This window comes from Lysinibacillus sp. NPDC086135 (assembly GCF_044746345.1).
In the GTDB taxonomy this organism is placed as follows: Bacteria; Bacillota; Bacilli; order Bacillales_A; family Planococcaceae; genus Lysinibacillus.
The window spans coordinates 79,814-100,272 of record NZ_JBIVCA010000004.1 but is presented as its reverse complement, the minus strand read 5'-3'; the positions used below and the strand labels follow the sequence as shown (position 1 = coordinate 100,272).

At 34.7% G+C, this 20,459-nt stretch carries 16 protein-coding genes; all 16 read left to right on the top strand.

Annotated features, from left to right (window positions below; genetic code table 11):
• Positions 1–417: 417 nt before the first annotated feature.
• Entirely contained in the window at positions 418–672 is a 255-nt protein-coding gene (locus tag ACIPKN_RS07380; protein ID WP_400934661.1) for a hypothetical protein, read from the top strand.
• A complete protein-coding gene (locus ACIPKN_RS07375; RefSeq protein WP_400934659.1) occupies positions 672–926 on the top strand; it encodes a YonK family protein in 255 nt (84 codons plus the stop codon). Before ACIPKN_RS07380 ends, ACIPKN_RS07375 begins: the two co-directional genes overlap by 1 nt.
• Before the next feature lie 3 nt (positions 927–929).
• The gene (locus tag ACIPKN_RS07370) at positions 930–2,114 is read left to right on the top strand and encodes a metallophosphoesterase (RefSeq protein WP_400934657.1); all 1,185 of its coding nucleotides are present in this window, start codon (positions 930–932) and stop codon (positions 2,112–2,114) included.
• A 14-nt stretch (positions 2,115–2,128) separates the two neighbouring features.
• On the top strand, positions 2,129–2,365 hold the full coding sequence (locus tag ACIPKN_RS07365; protein WP_132359709.1) for a hypothetical protein: 237 nt from the start codon (positions 2,129–2,131) through the stop codon (positions 2,363–2,365).
• Between the two features lie 260 nt (positions 2,366–2,625).
• Entirely contained in the window at positions 2,626–2,934 is a 309-nt protein-coding gene (locus tag ACIPKN_RS07360; RefSeq protein ID WP_400934655.1) for a hypothetical protein, read from the top strand.
• 347 nt (positions 2,935–3,281) lie between these two features.
• Positions 3,282–3,803 carry a hypothetical protein gene (locus ACIPKN_RS07355; RefSeq protein ID WP_400934654.1) on the top strand — a complete coding sequence of 174 codons (522 nt, stop codon included), beginning with the start codon at positions 3,282–3,284 and terminating at the stop codon, positions 3,801–3,803.
• Positions 3,803–4,558: a hypothetical protein gene (locus ACIPKN_RS07350; RefSeq protein WP_400934653.1), complete on the top strand. Its 756-nt coding sequence runs from the start codon at positions 3,803–3,805 to the stop codon at positions 4,556–4,558. Before ACIPKN_RS07355 ends, ACIPKN_RS07350 begins: the two co-directional genes overlap by 1 nt.
• Positions 4,559–4,595: 37 nt before the next feature.
• On the top strand, positions 4,596–5,363 hold the full coding sequence (locus tag ACIPKN_RS07345; protein WP_400934651.1) for a hypothetical protein: 768 nt from the start codon (positions 4,596–4,598) through the stop codon (positions 5,361–5,363).
• Between the two features lie 94 nt (positions 5,364–5,457).
• On the top strand, positions 5,458–5,940 hold the full coding sequence (locus ACIPKN_RS07340; RefSeq protein WP_400934649.1) for a hypothetical protein: 483 nt from the start codon (positions 5,458–5,460) through the stop codon (positions 5,938–5,940).
• Between the two features lie 15 nt (positions 5,941–5,955).
• Entirely contained in the window at positions 5,956–6,414 is a 459-nt protein-coding gene (locus ACIPKN_RS07335; protein WP_400934648.1) for a hypothetical protein, read from the top strand.
• Between the two features lie 13 nt (positions 6,415–6,427).
• On the top strand, positions 6,428–7,387 hold the full coding sequence (locus tag ACIPKN_RS07330; protein ID WP_400934647.1) for a tyrosine-type recombinase/integrase: 960 nt from the start codon (positions 6,428–6,430) through the stop codon (positions 7,385–7,387).
• Positions 7,388–7,493: 106 nt separating this feature from the next.
• On the top strand, positions 7,494–14,531 hold the full coding sequence (locus ACIPKN_RS07325; RefSeq protein ID WP_400934645.1) for a phage tail tip lysozyme: 7,038 nt from the start codon (positions 7,494–7,496) through the stop codon (positions 14,529–14,531).
• On the top strand, positions 14,532–15,131 hold the full coding sequence (locus ACIPKN_RS07320) for a distal tail protein Dit (protein ID WP_400934644.1): 600 nt from the start codon (positions 14,532–14,534) through the stop codon (positions 15,129–15,131).
• On the top strand, positions 15,131–15,790 hold the full coding sequence (locus ACIPKN_RS07315) for a hypothetical protein (RefSeq protein ID WP_400934643.1): 660 nt from the start codon (positions 15,131–15,133) through the stop codon (positions 15,788–15,790). Before ACIPKN_RS07320 ends, ACIPKN_RS07315 begins: the two co-directional genes overlap by 1 nt.
• Positions 15,791–15,794: 4 nt before the next feature.
• The gene (locus ACIPKN_RS07310; protein ID WP_400934641.1) at positions 15,795–16,436 is read left to right on the top strand and encodes a hypothetical protein; all 642 of its coding nucleotides are present in this window, start codon (positions 15,795–15,797) and stop codon (positions 16,434–16,436) included.
• Positions 16,437–16,451: 15 nt separating this feature from the next.
• Positions 16,452–20,459, top strand: coding sequence for a phage tail protein (locus tag ACIPKN_RS07305; protein ID WP_400934639.1), 4,008 nt, complete (start codon positions 16,452–16,454; stop codon positions 20,457–20,459).

Below are 20,459 nucleotides of genomic sequence, written 5' to 3'. Positions count from 1 at the left end.
TTGCTCTATGGAAGTTGGACAGAATGTCAACTGTTGCAAAAGCAGAGTAGATTCGAATCGTATCACCCCTCATATTACATCTTATATTCAAGAAACAAAGCAAAGTTAATAAAATTTTTCGTTTACTCTCCTTTCGCTTTGTTTCCTGAATATAGGGTGTGATTCAGACACAGTAACCTTAAAACAATCTAAAGAATCATTATTATTCTTTAGGGTGAATGTGTCTACTACACAACTGAATATTAAGACAATCAATTCACTATTAGAAAGGCGTAACTATTCTGATAGTGTTTTTTGTTGTAATTGGGGCTTAATTTAGTGATAAAACGTTAGATTCCTAACCCAAAATCATTGGTTCAATCCCACTAGCCCCTACAATAAAATATTGAATTTACTAGAGCAAAGGAGAAATAAGAAATGTTACACATTAGAAAAATTAAGACTATGTATGGTCTTAGATATGCAGTAGTTGACTTATTCACACGCTACGCAGTAAAGCTTGATAAATTTGGCAAGTCTGTGAAGAAAAACGGAAAAGTTGAATACGATAAAATGCAAACTTATCACGCTGTAGATTACAGTGGTGGCGTTGCTATCTTCCCTGTTACACCAAATGGTTTATTACAAGCGAAAGCTGTTCAAAAGTCAGTTAAAGCAGGTGCTAAGAAATAATGGCAAAGCGCACTAACTCAATAAAACTAAAAGGTAAACTTGATATTGATTGGACTTTAGGAGAGTTAATCGTAACTGATTCTGTTAAAGATGGCGATTTCAAGTATAGCCTAAATAAATTACTTGAAGAATTTAACGGTAAAAACATCACTCTTTCTATCAAAGAAGAAGATTCAATTGCAACTATTAGCAAGTTCAATGTATCTTCTGAAACAGATGGAGAACAAGAAGAAGACTTATTTAAGGAAGATTAATAGATGAATACTAAACAACTTCCTAATGAAATCGTTGAAGAATACAAGTATCGAATCTGTGAGAACAAAAAGCTTCTTGGTCTTACATGGGAAGGTATTAGTGACCTTCTTAACAAAGAGCTTAAACTTAATTTCGGTGAATCATATTATCGCAAATGGTATAAAGCTTTCAAACAAGGTAAAGATTACGCTATTAAGCAGAGCGCTAATACCTCTGAAGAACTAGAAGAATTAAACGACAAAATTAAAGAGCTTGAGATTGCTAAAATGCAAGTTCAAGACCAAAAGCGTGAGTACAAACAATTTTTACGCCACGAAGCAAGATTGGATAATTTGCTTAAAAAGCTGATTGACTCTATTAAAGATGAAATCAACTACGCTAGACCACTTAACTACAAGAAAGCAGATGTTAAATATAATGGTGACACATCTCTTACTTTAATGTTATCAGACCTTCACAAAGGAATGGTAACAGATAACCATTGGAACACATTTAATGAAAAAGTGTTCTATGAACGCATTGAACAAACAATTAATGAAATAATAGCTTATCAAGAGTTAACTGGAGCCAGAGAGCTTCATATCATGCAATTAGGTGATTTAATTGAGGGCAATCTACACCGCCTTACTAAGATTGGTGAAACAGAAACAGCAGTTGAGCAAACTAAGTCAGTAGCAGAAGCGTTGGCTAGACTTGTTGCTATTCTAGCAAACTACTTTGAAAAAGTTAAAGTTTACAGTGTCAAAGGTAATCATGACAGAATTTCTTCTCGCAAAGAGGAGGAAATTAAGACTGAAAGTTTTCATGATTTTGTCACATGGTATATGGGAGCTCGTTTAGAAAACTTGCCGAATGTTACTATGATGGACAACAAGTATGACAGCGAAATCATAGTAGCAACAATCTTAGGTAGAACTTACTTCGGTGTTCATGGTCACTTAGATAACTATAGCAAAGTGATTCAAGACCTAACAATGATGATTCAAAAGTTCCCTACTGCTGTTTTCGCAGGTCATATTCACAAGAATTTCGAGAATGAGATTCATGGCGTAGACCTAATAGTAAATGGTGGTTTCGCCGGAACGAACAACTATTCAAAAGACAGTCGCCTACTTTCTAAGGCACATCAAAAACTACTATGGCTTGATAGAAATGGTCGTAAGGCTACATTCTATATCAAGTATTAAGGAGCATGAGAACAATGGAAGAAACAAAATGTCAAGTATGTACAACATATGAAGCTTTCGAAAATTTAATTGAAATCGGCACTGAACCTAAGCAAGCCTTTCATATTGTCGTATCACAGCTAATTGCAAGCACGTTAGAAACAGCTATTGAAGAAGCATATGACGAAGGTTATGAAGTAGGCTTCAAAGAAGCTTCTAATGATATAGCTGAAATCGTTGGTTCATATGCGAAAGCTGTAAAAGAAGCATAAATTACAAAAACTACTGCTAGATCTAAAAAACGACTAGAAATTAATCGTAATGATTTAATCGTTTTTCGATTAGCAACTACAAATTTAGTTTTAATCTCCCAGTCGCACTAGCGAAAAGTTTGAATGAGCTAAATTTAGCGTTGTTCAATACATTACTTTAGCTGAGCTAATTTCAATGAAATCAACTCCCCCCGCTTCTTAAGGACTCATATAGCGTTGCTTATGTAATAGAATTATTTAATATCAAAGGATAACACACAATGATTGCAAAATTAGATTATTTAAACTATATGCACTCATTAAAAGGCTCTATCTTTAAGATTTTGCCACTATATGAGGAAGGTGTTTCTACGCTACCTGACCACATAAATTCAGTTATTTTTGAGGTTCATAACGTAAAAGAAATCACATCTGAATATGATGGCGCATGGATTGTTCAAACTCATGCTATTCTTAATGGATTGCTTAAAGAGTGTATTAAAGAGGACAATAAACCATTCATTAAAAGCAAAGTGTTTGGAACTATTGACACGATTGAAAAACAAATTAAAAAACTAGAACAGGAATAATGTAATGTTCAGCGCTTATAGAAAAAGGGTTCGAGCTAATGATAACACAATTTATGACTTATAAAATTCCACAAAAAGACAAATGGTGAACTATATCTTAGATTCTCCTTCCCTATCTTATGTTTTTATTGATATGCAGGAAACATTACCAATCCCTAGTATCGTAAATGACATTAGACCTTTTTATGGGCGTAGATTTTCCTAATGGTTCAGTTATTGTAAAACTACCTTAGAAAATCACATTCCTGAAATTAACTCAACTGTAACCATATATGAGTATAAGTATCAAGTTGCTGTATTAACAGTATTGGTTACATTGAAGTCCAGCTGCAAAGGATTCCAATAACATGATTAAACAAAGTTCAACAGTAGAGTTCTTCTCAAACATATATCAAATTTTAATCACTGATGAAGAACTAATGAGATTATTAAAATATGAGCCTAAAGGATTTGACACTCAAGAAAACTACCATCCCGACCCACTTGACCCTGAGTTACCAAACTTAGTAGACATTGAAAGTGATGATTATTGGAAACTAGTTGACGAGAGAGTTGTTTTAGGCGAAAAAACCTCTGACCTAATAGAAAATAAACTATGCAAGATTTACATTTACGAAGGTAGACGTAGACCTGTAATTGAAAGCTATCTAGTAGCACAACAAGAGGTTAACATTGACATTTTTATTCATGAATCATTTGACAGAGATTTAAGAATATCTCGAATATCTGACAGGATTAATGAGCTGATAGCGTTAGAGCGTATTGCAGGCTTTGGTAAGCTCGAATACAAAGCAGGCAACCCTCGTGAAGCACCAACACATTATAGACGCTTCTTACATCAATACACAATGAGTGTGAGTAAGAAATAATGCACCACATTGAAAATTTAGACTACGATAAGAATTTATTTATTTTCGGTGAAACAGTAAATACAAAATTTGGTTCTATCAGATTTTTAACCTATCGAGAATATCTTAGTCATGCTGCTGAGATAAATCTTATCGCTCAAAACTCTCTACACATCTACTACAACTATAGGAATCAACTTAAAGAAGCTATGGCAGATGAATCAAGTTTAAAAGCCTTAATGGAAATCAAGGAAGCAGACCTATTAGAGATTGTTCTTAGTACACGACAGTTGTTAAATGCTTATTTGAAGATTTTTCAATTAGTGTTTGATGGAAATGAAGAAATACAATACGAAATAATCTTTGAATCTAGTGAGAGTTTTCACTTTGTCAGAAGATTGATTATGGATATGAATGTAATCACAGAAGACAAGGTTTCTCCTAACGAAGAAATTCAAAGAGCTATTGAACGCTCTAGAAGATTTAAACAACAATCCTCACAGGAGCAGACATTTGTTGATATTGTTACTTCTATTGTCGCAAGTACAAGTAACAGTTTTGATGATGTATGTAGAATGAACATTTTTCAAGTTTACGCTATTTATGCTCGTGTTGGAGCTATCTATAACTATCAGACATCTACCCTATTTGCCACCGTTGCAGAGAAGGTAAACATTGAATCTTGGAATAAGCATATTGACTTATTCAAATTAGAAGATGATGTAATATCTAAGAATGAATTTGACAAGAAATTTGGTGGGCTACTTCAAATGTAGCTCATACACAATATAAATAAATGGAGGAATTTACTCAATGGGTAAAATCGTAATTCAAGACACAGCAGATGTAACAATCACTGACCTAGAAACAGGTAAAGTGGTACTAAACGCGGAAGCGCAGTTAGCAGGTATCAAAGGCTCTATCTCAGAAGAAGACCTTAAAGGTGGTATCGGTAACAAAAAACTATACAAAATTCGTACTGACAAAGCAATTGATTTAGCAATGCGTTCAGCAGTAGCAGATATTGAGTATTGGGCAATGACTCAAGGTGTAGCTGTAGAAGAAAACAGTAAAGGTCGATTCACAGCAAATACTAAAGGTATTGTTGTTGTAGACAGCGCCACTTCTGCAAACGAAATCGTATTACCTGATGGTGCTATCGTAGGAACTAAAGCACAAGTTGAACTACCTGATGGTACGCAAGAGACTTTAAATGTTGTTGTTTCTTTAACAGACAAAACTAAGAAAGCTGTTGATTTAGCAGGAGCTACAGGCACGTTCAAAGCAGGACAAGAGTTACATGTATTCTATCAAGAGGAAGTAGAAGGTCAAAGAATTTCTATTGATTCTACTAAGTTCGCAGGAAAATACAGAGTAGAAATGAAAACAATTGCTTATGACTTAGACACTGCAAAAGTAAAAGCAGATATTCTATTTGATTTCCCTGAAACAATCCCTAGTGGTGAGTTTGACATTTCATTAGAGAACGGTAATGTTTACACACCTGAAATCAATTTCGCAGTAATTAACCCTAAGGGTGCTGATGAAATGGGTTCAATCCTGCTTAAACCACGTAAATAAGAAAAATAATAATATGTTATAAAAACTAGGGCGAGAGGTCAACCTCTCCCCTTTTTATTTCTAAACTATTAACCGATAAAAAGGAGATTTTACCATGACAGCAAAAAGACAGTCACCAATTAAATTAAAAGATATTCTAGCAGAATCTAAGAAAGTAGATGTAATGTCTACGTTCGTAGTTGACCCTGAGACTAAAAAAACAGTTAAATATAACGAATACTTTGACCGCACTCAAGTTGAGAAGCTAACTCTTGAGCTATTCAACGATATGCAGTACGCAATCGAAAAAGAATACAGTTTCTTTGAAAGTGAAGAACAACTAATTAAATATGAGCTATTGCTTATTATTAAACACTTCTCTCACTTTAAAAATGAAATCGGTGACACGTTCGAAGAAAAGATTATGGCAATGGAAGCATTAATGAAGATTGGTTTATTTGACCTTTTCTTTGATGAAATTTTTGACCAAAATCAGGTTGGAGAAGTAATCGAACGTGTAAACAAGGTTGCTGAAAAAGCTGTATTGGCTCAAGAAGCAATTAATGAAGCATTGGAAACAAAAGGAGATTTTAAATAAGTTAGGGTGATGTAATTGCCTACATTCAGTAATATCAAGGATTTGGAAAAATATGTTCAAGGTAAAGTGAAGGAAACCATTAAAAGCCCACAAGTTCTAAACGTGTTTAGACACGCAATGGTAGATTCTGTTTACACAGAAGTCTATGACTATTATGAGCCTAGATATGATGCTGGCGGTCTTTCTGACGCTAGAAATATGGTATTTACAAAACATAAACTTAATGGAAATACCTTCGCTTCTGACTTTGAAAACCTCACTAGTGATTCAATGGATGGCTATTTTATTTCAGAGCTAATCGAAAATGGTAGTGATGTACAGCACACCTCTAGCAATTCTGAGAATGGTTGGTATAACCCTGATGAAAAATGGGCTGAACCTAGACCATTTGCAAACGCAACAGCAGAAAAGCTAGATAAAACTACTTATAACAAACACCTTAAAAATGCTTTAGAGCAAGGTATCAACAATTGAAGGAGGTGAGAAAATGGCAATTAAAATACCTCCTGTAACTACTGAAGAATGGCTTGAATGTAATGAGTGGAATAGAAAGATTGTTGATAAGTTCTTGAAACAACAACATCTATCAGATAAAACACTTAAACAATATACAAGCGCATTAAAAATCTTTGTGAGATATGTTAAAGATGAATTTGACAACCGCCCTATCCACAAATTAAAAGCAAGACACGCTTTAGATTATCAGAATCACTTAATGTCATTAGAGTTATCTTCTAATGCTGTTAAGTTCAAACGATCAGCAGTAAGCTCACTTTGTAACTATATTGAACTTTATTATGGCGAAGACTACCCTGAATTTAGAAATATCTTCAACAAGGCTATTCCCTCCCCTCCTAAACAGCTTGTGAGAGAAAAGAATATTGTAGCGAAAGAAGATATTGACAGGCTTATTGCAGAGCTTGAAAAAGAAGGTGAGTATCAAATGATTGCCTACTTCTTATTAAGCTACAGCACAGGCGCACGTAGAGCAGAAATTGCTCAGATGAAAAAAGAGTTCTTTGATATGCCTAAGGTAAAGAACAAAGACTTTTACGCAACACCTCAAGTTCGTGGTAAAGGTAAAGGTAAGGTTGGTAAACCGATCAAACTGATGTATAGCGAAGAAGCTAGACAAGCTGTTTTAAAATGGCTTGAATTTCGTGGTGAAGATGATAACCCGTATGTTTTCGTTCGTAAGTTTAAGAATGGTGAAACAAAAGAACTTAGTCCCGACGCTTTCAATGCGTGGTTTACTAATAAGTTCAATAACATCTTAGGTTATAAACTTACACCTCACGCACTTAGACGCTCAAGAGCGACACACTTAGTAGTTGAAGAAGGAAAAGACATTAATAAAGCTAAGGTGCTTTTAAATCACATCTCTACTGAAACAACATCTATCTATGTTATAAAAGATGATTCAGATGAACTAGATGATATTTTCTAATACTTTGAATTACATCCCTACCCTATTTCGGTTAGGGGTTTACTTGAGGGTTTTAGACTGCAACAAAATAGTTGCACAACGACGAATAAAGAAGGAGCTAAACATTTTGAGTATTACAAATAACGAAGTAAAGTTTTTGGTTTCGTTAGATATTGATAAAGATAAATCCAAAAAAAGGATTGATACATTCTTATCTAAAGAAATGAAAGATAAAAAACTAACTTTTGGTGTAAATGTTGGTGCATCTAATAAAAACATCAAAACATTTTTAGACAAGCATAAAAATAAAAACATTAACCTTAGTTTTGATGTTGCAGTTGGACAAAGTAAAGCAAACATTCAAACTTTCCTAAACAACCAAAAACAAGCTAAGAAATCTTTGATTTTCTATGTAAATGAACAAGCAACCCAAACTACAGTCAAAAGTGCTTTAAAGAAAATTGAGGTGCAACCACTACATATTTCTTTTGGTGTGAATTATCAACAATCTAAAGCTAATATTAACAAATTTATAGAGACTGTTAAAGTAAACCAAAAACCAATTGAGCTTATTCTAGAAAAAAAGGCTAGTGTCCAAAACATTAATAAAAGCCTAGAACAAATTATTTTCGCTAAGGTAAAAGTAAAACTAGAACTTGCTAAAGGCGCATTTAATCATATTAAAGACACTGTTGAAACGAAAGAACTACAAGGTCTTAAAACTGTTATGGAGCTTGATGTTGAAAAAACGAAGCTACGCATTTCAGAACAGATTAATAAAATGTCTTTACCGAAGTTCAAAATTGATGTTGTCGCAAATGTTACACCTGTCGTTAGCTCAAAAGCAGTACAAGCTACTGTTAAAGAAGCCCCTTCTAATGTAAAAGAAATACCGTCACCTCCTACTGACTTTAATGGAACTATTGGAGCACTTAAAGAACTCCGCTCTATTCTTGTAGATATTAATACTAAAGTGACTGACTTGAAAAAAAATACGTCTGAAGATACCAGTTTGGAAAAACTACTCTCAGACGGCGGAGCTAAAATTTTAGAGATTCGCGAAGCAATTACTTCAACAAAAGAAGCATACGCAAATTTTAAAGGTGCAAACAACGAAGCAACAGAAGCATCGAACAAAGGATCTAAAGCTGCTAATATATTATCTTTGGCTTTTGGTGGTCTCGGTGCTACTGGTATGGTAGCAGGCTATGCTATTCAGTTTTTTACTGCTTGTTATGTGGAAGCTAACAAAGCTAAGGAAGAACTTAGAGCTAAAAATGAGCAAGAAATAAAATCATACGCTGATAATGAAAAAGCCATTGATAGTTTATTAGTTAAATATGACAATCTTTCAAAAGAAAGCAGAAATTTAAATAGCGTAGGAAAAGAACTAGATTCTACAAAGTATAAAGAATTACTTGACACTCAAAATGAACTAGGTAAATTAATGCCTGATTTAGTTAAAGGTGAAGATGAATATGGTAATAAAGTCCTCATTTCTGCTACACAAGCAAAAACTAAAATTGAAATTCTACAGCAAGAGCTTGAAATTCAAAAGCAACTTAATGAAGAAAAAGCTAAAGAGGAACGAGAAAAGTCAGAAAAGACAGCTAGAAAAATTATTAAGAGCGCTAAAGGCGATGAAGAAGATAGTTTAGAAATAGCTTATAACTTCGCAAGTCAACTAGAAGGTTTTGAAAAGAAATATGCAGAACTTGGAAAAGGTTTCGGAAGTGGATTCCAAATTGAAGAAGGATTTTTCCAAAACTCTTTAAAAAGCATTGACGATGTTGCTTTAGCAATCGACAAAGTAAATCTTGCCATAAGCAAGAAAAATGAACTTAACTACAGCAGTCAAGAACTTGGACAACTAGACACTATTAAAAAAGGGTTACAAGAACATCATAAGCTTCTTCTGCAAGCTCAAAATGATATTCTTACAGGTATGGGTGTTCTTAAAACAGGTGTTGAAGCAGACTTAAACAGCACATTAAAAACTTTCGGTGACTTCTCTAAAGAAGGTCAGGAAGTATTCGAAGATGTTGCTGTTAGTGTTATTAATCTATCTGAAACTGAGGATGGTCTAAACGACTTTAGTAAAGTAATCACAGATGTATTGCAACAAAAAAACTCAGGTGTTGAGGAAAACTTCAATGAGCTTGCAAAAACCATCAATGATGTAAAAAACAGTGGTATCACTGATGCCAAAGAGCTTGAAGCCAAGTTTGGTGGAGCAATGGACAGCATCAAAGAGAAAATTCTACAGGCTATGGTCGATTCAGGTTTCGACAAAAAATCTGTTGAATACGAGGAGATGGAAAAGACTCTTAATGATTTAACTACCTCAACTATTGACCATGAAAAAGCTGTTAAAGAGCTTATGAAAACTGATGGATTATCAAAAGAGCAAGCTGAGGAGCGCCTTAAAAAAATTGCTGAGGGTGTTGAAACAACCGATGAAGCTACTAAAACAATGAATGACTATGTTGCATCAATCAAAAGTTTCGAATCTCTAGGAGAGCAGTTACTTGGTGTTACTGAAAAACAAATCACAGAAACAAATGATTTAGTTGGTGTTTACAATCGCCTTACAAATGCAACTAGTTTATCAACTAGAGAAAACAATATACTATCAGAAGCTACTAAAAAGCTTACAGCACTCTACCCTCACCAAGTTAGAAATGGTAAGCTTCGAATTGACAATATTATAGCTGAGAACAAGATGAATGAAGTTCTTCGTGAATCATATAACAATATGGCAGAAGAAAAATACAATTCAGAAGAAAGCGCAACTTACGATTCTGCTCTTGGTTCTATAGCTCGTATTGACAACATGAAACAAGAGCTAATAGCACTAGACGCTGTAATGGCAAAATACAGGGAACGGAATTTAGACACTAATGGCAAAATCATGGAAAAGGTAAGCAAAGGAGAATTATCTTTACAATTTGCCACTGGAATGATGAAACAAATCTATGAATATAATAGCAAAGTGGCAGAGCTTGATGAAGCTATGGCAGGTATTAACTCAACTATTAATGACCTTAGCACTATTAATAATAAATACTCTAAATCTAGTGATAAAGCTAGTAGCTCTACAAAAGAAGCTACCAAAGAAACATCAGAGTTAGATAAAGTTTCTAAAAAGTATGCTCTAACATTAGAGAAGATTAACACAGCTTTAAAAGAAGTTGAAAGCAGACAAAAGAAATATCCTACTTACTCTAAACAGTATCGACAAGCTCTTGCAGATGAAAACAGATTAATTCAACAACAAAATGACCTACTTAACCAAAAATTAAAAGACCTATCAGGTGTTCAAGGTACTTCTAGTGGCTCAAGCTATACTACGTTTGGAAATGTTACGCCAAAAGGTTGGTCAGGTAAGATTACCTCTAATTGGGCTACACGAGCAGACAACCACAAAGGCATCGACATTGATGGAGCAATCGGTGATTTATTACAATCCAATGTCAAAGGAAAAGTAGTAGCAAAAGGAAGCGACAGTGTTTCAGGCAACTATGTTTATGTTATGGATTCTAATGGTCTTAAACACTTCTATGCTCACTTAGATAGTATCGCTGTTGCAATTGGTGATGTTGTTGATGTTGGTACTAAGCTTGGTACTATCGGTAACACAGGTAATGTTGTCAAAGGTAAAGGCGGTGATGGCTCTCACCTTCACTATGGAGTTAAACAAGGTAACACTTGGATTGACCCAACTAGCTACGCTCAAAGCGCTCGTAGTGGCGTTCAAACGTATTCTCAAACAAAAGCTAGTTCAGTTAGCTCAGGTAGTTCAGCACAAGCCACAGTTTGGAACTTCTTTAAATCTAAAGGACTTAGCGATAGTGCTGTTGCAGGGATTATGGGGAATATTCAACAAGAATCTAGCTTTAGCTCTACAGCAGGTAGAAACGCTGAGGGTAGCGCTTTTGGTATTGCACAGTGGCGAGGTAGCAGACTATCAGAACTTAACTCTTTCGCAAAGAGCAAAGGCACTAGTGCAAACGATTTAGGAACGCAGTTAGACTTCATGTGGAAAGAGCTTCAAGGTAAGGAAAAACAAGCCCTACACTCATTAAACAGAACACTAACTGCTACAGAACATGCTTCAAACTTCAATATTCTTTATGAGCGTAGTGGAGAAAAAGCAGGTAGCAAAGGACACAACAACAGAGTTAATTATGCAAACAACGCTTACAACACTCATGCAGGCTCAGGAGCTACAGCAGGTGGTGGTTCAGGCAATGATGATTACGCTAGAGCGCAATCTGAATCAGAATCTATTAGACAAACTATAATGGCTAATAATGATAGAATGCAAGAAAATGACTTCAAAGCTATCAAGTCTCAAATGGAATCTTACAAACGAAATAGAGATATTGAAGACTTAGGTATTGCTAAACAAGCAGAGCTTCAAAAAAACATGCTTGAGTACAACAAAGAGTACGAAAACAGCGTTAACAAACAATATACTGCGGAACAACGAAAGCTGAAAAGCTATCAAGATGAATACGCATATATTCAAAAAATGTATGACTTAGGTGGATTAACTGACATACAACAAGACGAGCTACTTGATAAAAGACTTGAGATACAACAACAAATGTTGGAGTCTCAAAATCAAATCAAGGAATACTACAATCAAATCATTAGCGGGAAATTAGCAGGCTTCGACAAGAAAATGGATGATTATTCCAAAACTCTTGAGTGGGAAGAAGTTAAGATTCAGGCGCTTGATAAAACAAGTGAGCGTTACACTAAAACACTTGGAATCATGGCTAACACTCGTAAAGGTCAGCTAACAGCTATGAAACAAGAGCTTGACTATATTAACAAAGTGTTAGGCAAAGGCAATCTTACAGTTGAAATGTATCAGGAGCTTACACAAAGAGCAAGTGAATTAAAGAAAGAACTAGTTGAAGTTAATCAAGCTTTGCATCAAGTAAACTTCGAAATGGTTCAAGCTGTTTCTATTTCTCATGACCTTAAAATTGATGATATTGATTTTGAAATCAGTTACTCTCAATTACTTAGAGGTTCTATGGAAGAAGGTTCAGGCGAATATAAAGAAGCTCTTGAGTTTGAATTAGAAAAGCTTAAAGAAAAATATGGAGAGCTTGAGCAAAAAGGCTTGGATACTGAAAAAGCAATGAAAGGCTTAGACTTTGGCTCAGAAAAGCTTCAAGAACTTGAAGAACAACTTGAAGAAAACAAACTAGCCTATGCAGGGGTTGCAAATCAAATTTATGAAACTGAGAAAGCCATCAAAGACTTCACAAAAACAATTGAAGAAAGCAATAAGGAAAAGCGTAAAGACCTTGCAGAACAGCTTATAGACACTTTAAAAGACGCTATAAAAGAAGCTCAGGATATTCAAATGGACGCTCTTGACAAGCTCGTTAAAGCTGAGGAAGAACGCCACGAAAAAGTAATCAAGCAATATGACGATGAACTTGAAGCTTATAGAAAAATCATTGATGCTAAACGCAGAGGGATTGATGATGCTGATAGAGATAGAAGTCATGGTAATAAACTTGATGAACTTAATATTCAAAAACAAGAATTGCAAAACAAACTTAATCTTCTATCCAACGTAAATACTTACGAAGGTATAAAAGAAAAAGAAGAACTGCAAAAACAAATTGCGGAAATTGAAAAGCAAATCGCAGAAGAAAAGTATCAATATGAGAAAGACCTTCGTGAACAACAGCTTGACGATTTATTAGATAAAAAAACTGAAAACATTGAAGACTTAAAAGAAAAAGAAGACAAATACTCAGAAGATGTTCTAAAGTCTCTTAACAGACAAAGAGAATATTGGGAAAAACATTATCAAGACTTGCTTAATGACGAAGCTACGTTCAATAAGATTAGAAAAGAAGCTTCAAAAGGTCACTATGATAAAGTTAAAGAGCTATACACTAAATATACTGATGAACTTAAAGCTAGTTTACCTGACCTTGAAGATAGATTCGATGGTACATGGAAAGTTGTTGGTAGGTCTATTCGTGAAAACGTAATCAACGAAATGGATAGAATGTTAAAGGAAATTAAAAAAGTTGAAGATGGAATTGAAAAGGTTAATAACTTAGCAAACAAGGTAACAGGCAACTATGGCAGTAAGATTCCTAATACTAACCAAACAGCAGAAAACGCCAGCAAAGGCAAGAGTCTTAGCGAAGCTGATATGAAGGTTATTTTAGCTAAGTTCATGAATGAAAAAATCGCAGGTTCACTTGACCCTACAAAAGATGCAGTTAGAATTAAAAACATCAAAGACAAAGCTGATAAACTTGCTAAAGAAGGTAGAGCAGAAGATTCTACTTACAACGCAAACCAATCATTAGGTTCTATTTTTGATTCAATGTCAAAAGAGCAAATATCTAGTATCGGTAATTACTTCCAAAATAACTCTGATGCAAGTGGCTTCATGACTCAAGAGTATTTAGACTACATCAAAGAGTTTGGTAAAACAGCGTCGGCAGGAAAGGTCTTATCTCATGGTGATAAACAAGTTATGCTTGCAAAATACATGAGAGAAACACTTGTTCCTAAGGCAAATAGCCAAGCTAAAAAAGATGCACTAAAAGGAACTTCTGATAAAATTGCACAGTCAGGAAGAAGTAACCTTTCTTTAGTTTCAGCAAGCACAAGCTATGACCAAGCGTTCAGTAAGCTCTCAGGAAAACAACAAGCAGAGCTAGGTCAGTATATGATGGATAACGCAGGTGTTGTTAGCTTCCCTGAGCTTCGTTCAATTCTTACTGGATATGCAGATGGATTAAGACGAAATATCACTAATGACTTTACTGGTGCTGACACAGGTGGTATGACTACGAGCTTTGGTTCTACAGGTGGTACAGATGGTAAGGGTGGAAAACTAGCCCTTCTTCACCAAAATGAGCTTATATTTAACCCTGTTGACACAGAACGCATGTTACGCATTTCTTCTATCATGGACAATGTAATGCGAACTATCAACGGTGCAATCGCCCTCCCTACTCAACCAAAGGTAAGCACAGTTAGTACACCAACATCAACAGATAACTCAACTGTTGTTCATGTCAATATTGATAAGTTCAATGGAACTAAGAGCGATATTGATAAATTGGGCGACCAAATTAAAAACAGACTATTAAGAGAGAAAGGAAAACGATAAATGAAACAATCAATACAGTTTATGTATGATGGTATTTCGTCTGAGGATATGGGAGTTTTTATTGCTTGGAGTGACGATGGTCTATTCGAAGAAAACTTCCTCCCTAACAGACAAATCATCGAGAAAAAAATAGCAAATCGTGAAAAACCTTACTTTCAGAGAGTGGAACATGAACCACTCTCTTTTAGTTTGTCTTTTGCTATTGCAGATTGGGAAAACAAAGACACACTAAGAAGATTAGCTCGTTGGTTCTTCCAACCACATTATAAGCCATTGGTATTTGATTCAAACCCAAATAGAGTGTTTTATGCAATGTTCGAGGGTGATAGTCAACTATTTCACAATGGATTAAATGAAGGATATATTGAATTAAATATTAGATGTGATTCCCCTTACAGCTACTCATTTGAGCAAATAAAAGAAAACATTGAACTTCGTGATATTAACGTTGGCACAAGTGTTGTATTAGATGATTCAAATTTCTTCTTGGGAGATATGAGTAATATGCAAATTACATCTAATGGTTTAACAATAGACACTACCCTTTCAACATGGGGAAATGTCTATGCAACTACTAGTAATTGGGGAGGAATAACTTAATGGAAAAAACTAATGGTGGATTAGGACTAGATATTACTACTAATTCCACATTTGATAATGATGATATAAAAGAAACGATTGTTAACTATGGTAAAAATTTTTCAGCTATCGAAAAGTATTTAAGAGAATCAACAAGCTCACCTAATAACCTTGCTGATGGAAAAAAGGTTGAAAAAGGAAAGATTATTTGGAATGAGAATCCTGTAGTCGGTAGTTATGTTGGTTGGGTAAATATTCGTGAAGGTAAACATGCTCCCAATTGGAAACCAAACGTTAAATACACTGTAGGTCAAGAAGTCAAAGCACTACCTGATAACGGAAATATCTATCAATGTGTGACAGCAGGAAAAAGCATGGTTAATACCCCTACTTTCCTTGTTGAAAATGGCGCTGAGTTTTATGATGCTATCGGTAATAAATGGTTTCCTGATTACAACTACAAAGTTAATGATGTAGTCTTCCCTACAAATGGTAGTAAGTTATATTACTATATTTGTGTAACAGAAGGTTTATCAGATACAAGCGAACCTACATGGTCAGGCATTTCAGCAGGAACTACATTCGTTGACAATTCTGTTACATGGCGAAAAGAAGTAAATATTAAGTGGAAACAAGTTGGCACTTCCTCAGAATTTAGACCATTCGGTAAGGTTGAGTGATATTATGACTAATTGGTCAAGATTGAGTGTTCCTAGAGGTATTTATACCTCCCCTCCTTTCTTCATTTCAAATGACTTAGATAAATATATTGCGAATATCAAAGAGACACTAATCAACATTCACAACCAAACAGTAGAATACTATTTTAGAATTTCCTATGATAAGAATGAATGGACTGATTGGAAAAGAATGTATATAACTTCTTATGACCTCTTAGATGAATATATTTTAAAAGGTTTATATATCCAATTTCAGATAGTCATGGTTGCTGATAATGAATCAATTAAGCCTTATTTACAATCCTTTAAAATGAATCTAAAACCATATGGTTTCTTAGAGAATACAGGTGACTTCCCTATCAAACCTAAGTTATGGATAAGAAAGAAAAACGGTAAAGGAAATATTGCAATTATTAACTTTACAACAGGTCAAAGAGTTGAGTTTAAAGACCTTAATAACAACGAAGAAGTATATATTGATTGTGAGAATGAGGAAATTGTTTCAAGCAATCAAGTTAACGGTGTTTATAGGTATGATTCACACAATGATGAATACTTAGAGCTAATTCAAGGAAGCAACTATATCACATCTGAGGGTGATTTTGACCTTGATTTTAGACACAAAGCAATACTACTACAAGAATAATCAGGAGGAATGACAGTGAAGATAGGTGAAATTGATTATAACCTAAAACTACCTAAGAAAAGTCTTTTTTTATGTAAACCAAACAAAAGTACTATCGCAAAAATTAATGAAGCCTATGATGTACAATACTACACAAAGTTAAGTACAGTTAATGAGCTTTCATTCAAAATTCCAACAATCATTATTAAAGATGAAGTTCCTATGGATAACCCAAATATCGAGCGTATTAAGCACCGATATATTTTTAAGTATGTTGTTGGTAATATGACTGAATATTTTCTTTTCAATGAGTCTAATAAAGGATATGGTGATGAAGATTATATTGAGTATAGAGCTTACTCGTTAGGTGTTCAATTAGGCGATAAAAATGTTCGTGAATACGAAAAAGTTGGTAACTTAAAAGATGTTGCAGATGGTGTTCTTGAAGATGTTTACGGTAGCTTGTTAGAAGTGCCTATTAAACGTTGGACTGTCGGTTATGTTGACAACTACTTCACTACTTCTGAAACAGCAGAAAGAAAATACAATGTAAGCTCTATGTCCCTATTAGAAGTTATGTATGACATTGCGACTAAATGGAATGCTATAATCAAATGGAACACTGAGGATTTAGTAATCGAGTTCCACAAAGCTGAGAATGTAGGATTAAATAAAGGCTTTTACATTCGTGATGGTAAATACTTAGAAAGCTTTGACCTATCAGTTGATAGTAGCACAACAGTTACTCGCCTAAGAGCATTTGGTTCAGAGGGCCTAACATTCAGAAAAATAAACCCACTAGGAGAAGACTATATACAGGACTTCTCTTTTTATATGTATCCATTTGAGTATGATAAAGAAAACAAAAGAGTTATTAAAAGCTCAGACTACATGAGTGATAACTTATGTATTGCACTAACGAAGTATGAAGATTTAGTGAAAAGCTTAGAAAGTGACTTCGAAACTATCTCTAAGAAAATAGAAGCTCTACAAGCAATCCTTACTATTGAATCTGATAGACTTTCTAAAATAACAGTAGAAAGAATGCTACTAGAAGATGAAAGGGATGTTCTTTTAGCTGATTTCCAAACTGATAAGAGTCTTTGGGGTAAAGATGGATATAACGACAGAGGTACTAAAGATGGAACTGAAAGACATGCTGAGGTAATTGAATTACTTAGAGCAAAAGAGATTGAAGAATCTAAACAAAAAGCAGTTGTTGACAATGCTAGATTCGATGTACAAGATGCAGAGCGTGAAAAGCAAGTCCACTTAGATAAACTTAAACCTTCTATTAACTTCACTAATGATGAATACGCAGAGCTACAAAACTTTATCATCGTCCAAGAGTATACAAATGACTCTATCACCCACCCCGAAGATTTGATGAAAGAAGCTAAAACAATCTTCAAACAAAGTCAAGAACCAAAGATTCAATTAACTGTAAGCATTATTGACTTCCTCTCAGTTATAGAGTGTCAAAATGATTGGGATAAGTTAGGCTTAGGTGACAGTATCAGAATACGATACGATAGGCTCAAAGTTAATATTCTAGCAAAAATCATTGAAATCAATTATGACTTTGAGAATTTTGAAATCTCTTTAACTATCGCTAACGAGAAAGACCTCAAAGATGGTAGCGCATTGTTGATGGACTTGCTAAATAAAGCAGACCTCACTTCTACTATCGTGTCGATGGACAAAGATGGTTGGAATCTATCGAAAGAAAACAACGGTAAAATCAATGAAATTATCAACAATAAGTGGGACTCATTAAAAAATGCTGTCCTAGCAGGCTATGACCAACAAATAACTATCTCAGAGCGTGGTATCATCGTTAAATCGCTTGACGATCCTGATAGTTGGTTGGTTATACAAAACGGCTTCTTGGCTATCACAAATGACCGTGGTAACACATGGAAACACGCAATTTCAAAAGACGGTATTTGGGGTGAATACATCTTCGGCAAACTTATCTCAGGTGTTAATTTATATATCGAAGATGAATCAGGAGCTTGGAAAACTCAAGGCTCTCGGACTACTATCTACAATGCAGATGGTAAAGAAGTTATGTGGCTTGGTCTTGTTTCTGAAAACCTTCGAGATCAATTTGATAATATTATTCGCCAAGAAACAGGAGAATGTTTCGGTTTAAAATCGTGGAACACTGTAACAAAAATCGAAGTAACTGACTGTGTTGGCTTCGCTATCTCAAGATGGAAAAATGATGATTGGCAAAAAGTTATGTGGGCTAACCATGACGGAACACTTTATACGAAAGCTATGGTTGCGGAAGGAATTAAGATTGTTAATAATGTTGGCGACCTTATCCTAGACGCAGAGAACAATTTCTTTGATGTAAGTATATTCGATAAAATTGTTGCTGACGGAAAACTAACAACTCTTGAAAAACTACAGATTACTACAGAATTGCACCGCATACACGCCGACTACAAAGCCCTTCTCAAACACGCTGACAAATATAATAAAAGTGAAAGAGACAATGAAACAGACTTTGATGAAGCATGGAATCAAGATGAAGGTAGATTCCCTACTACAATATCTGATATTGAGAGATACAGCACAAAAGACCTCATTGAAAAATATACAGCTCTTGTAAACTACCTATCTCAATTCCTCCCTATTACTAAAAAAGGTATCATTAGAGATGAATTTCTTGAGATTGACCAAAAACACCCTCTGATGGAAACAACGAGTGAGATTGCTGATAGAGGTTACTTTATTCAAGTATTTAGAGACTATCATGATGCATCAACAAAGCTTAAGCAAGCTATAGAGGATTCGATTTTCTATTCAGGTATTAATATGGGAAGCTACTATAACAACCTTATGATTGGTAAACAAGGTTTCGTAGCTGTCAGAAATGATGGAAGGTATCGTGCTTACCTTAATGCTACCAACGGTCTTGCTCTTGAGAAATGGGAGCTTGGGAAATGGGTTAAGAAGCTCTACGCTTCGTTAAATGACCCTTTATGGGATGATGGCACATTGATTGCAGAAGGTCTTGTAACTAAAAATCTACGCATTGTAGACGCTCATATGAACGAAAAAATCACTTTTGATTGGTATAAAGGAATCACAATTAAAGGTGACAACAACGGTGCTATAATCTACCTTAATGCTAATGATGGTATTAAAATCACAGTTAATGGAGATAGAAAGTTTTGGGTTGGTTTGGATGGTAGACTTTATGCGAAAGACATTACTACTCACAACCTTAAAATTGTTGACGGTAATTTAGGTGAGAAAATTGTTTTTGACCACCAAGAAGGTATTACAATCTATGGCGATAACGCTGACATCTTCTTAAATGCCAATGACGCTATTAGAATTAAAACTAAGAGTGGCGAAGATAGATTTTGGGTTGATACTGATGGCTCACTATTTGCTAAAAAGTTATACATCATGGGTGATGACGATGAAATGATTGAAGATATTGATGGTTCATATATCTCTGACTTAACAGTTAACAGTCTGAAAACACTTGGTAAAGGCAACACAAAACAAGATATTATTCATATCGCTAAAAACTTTATGAAATTTAATACCTTTTTCTCAAATAGTGAAAAAACAAAACTAGAGTTCACTTTTGAAGGTACAGGCGATACATCCTTCCCTGTTATGATTTTCGGTGCAGGAAATGGTAGAGGTTATGGTAGTGGTTCTGAGCAAGCAAAAATCTACAAAGACAATAAAAAGTTTGCTATTGAATATGACGCACCTAATGGAGTTATGACTAAGTTCTACTTCAATGAAACTGATACAGATGATTCAGGTCAGGCAGTTTACTTTGAATCTAAAGGTGGAGTTCGATTCCACTCTGATAAAAAGTTCGTTGCAAAAACTGATTTATATGAGTTTTTCAGAGTTGTTAAAGGTCAAGATGCTAAAATGCAGTTTGGTCAATACTCTTGGATTTCACTTGAAAATGACAATCTAATGATTCGCTTTGATACTAACAACTATATCAAGATTTCTGCAAGTGGTATAGAACTCAAAGGAACTAAGATTAGCTTAAACTAG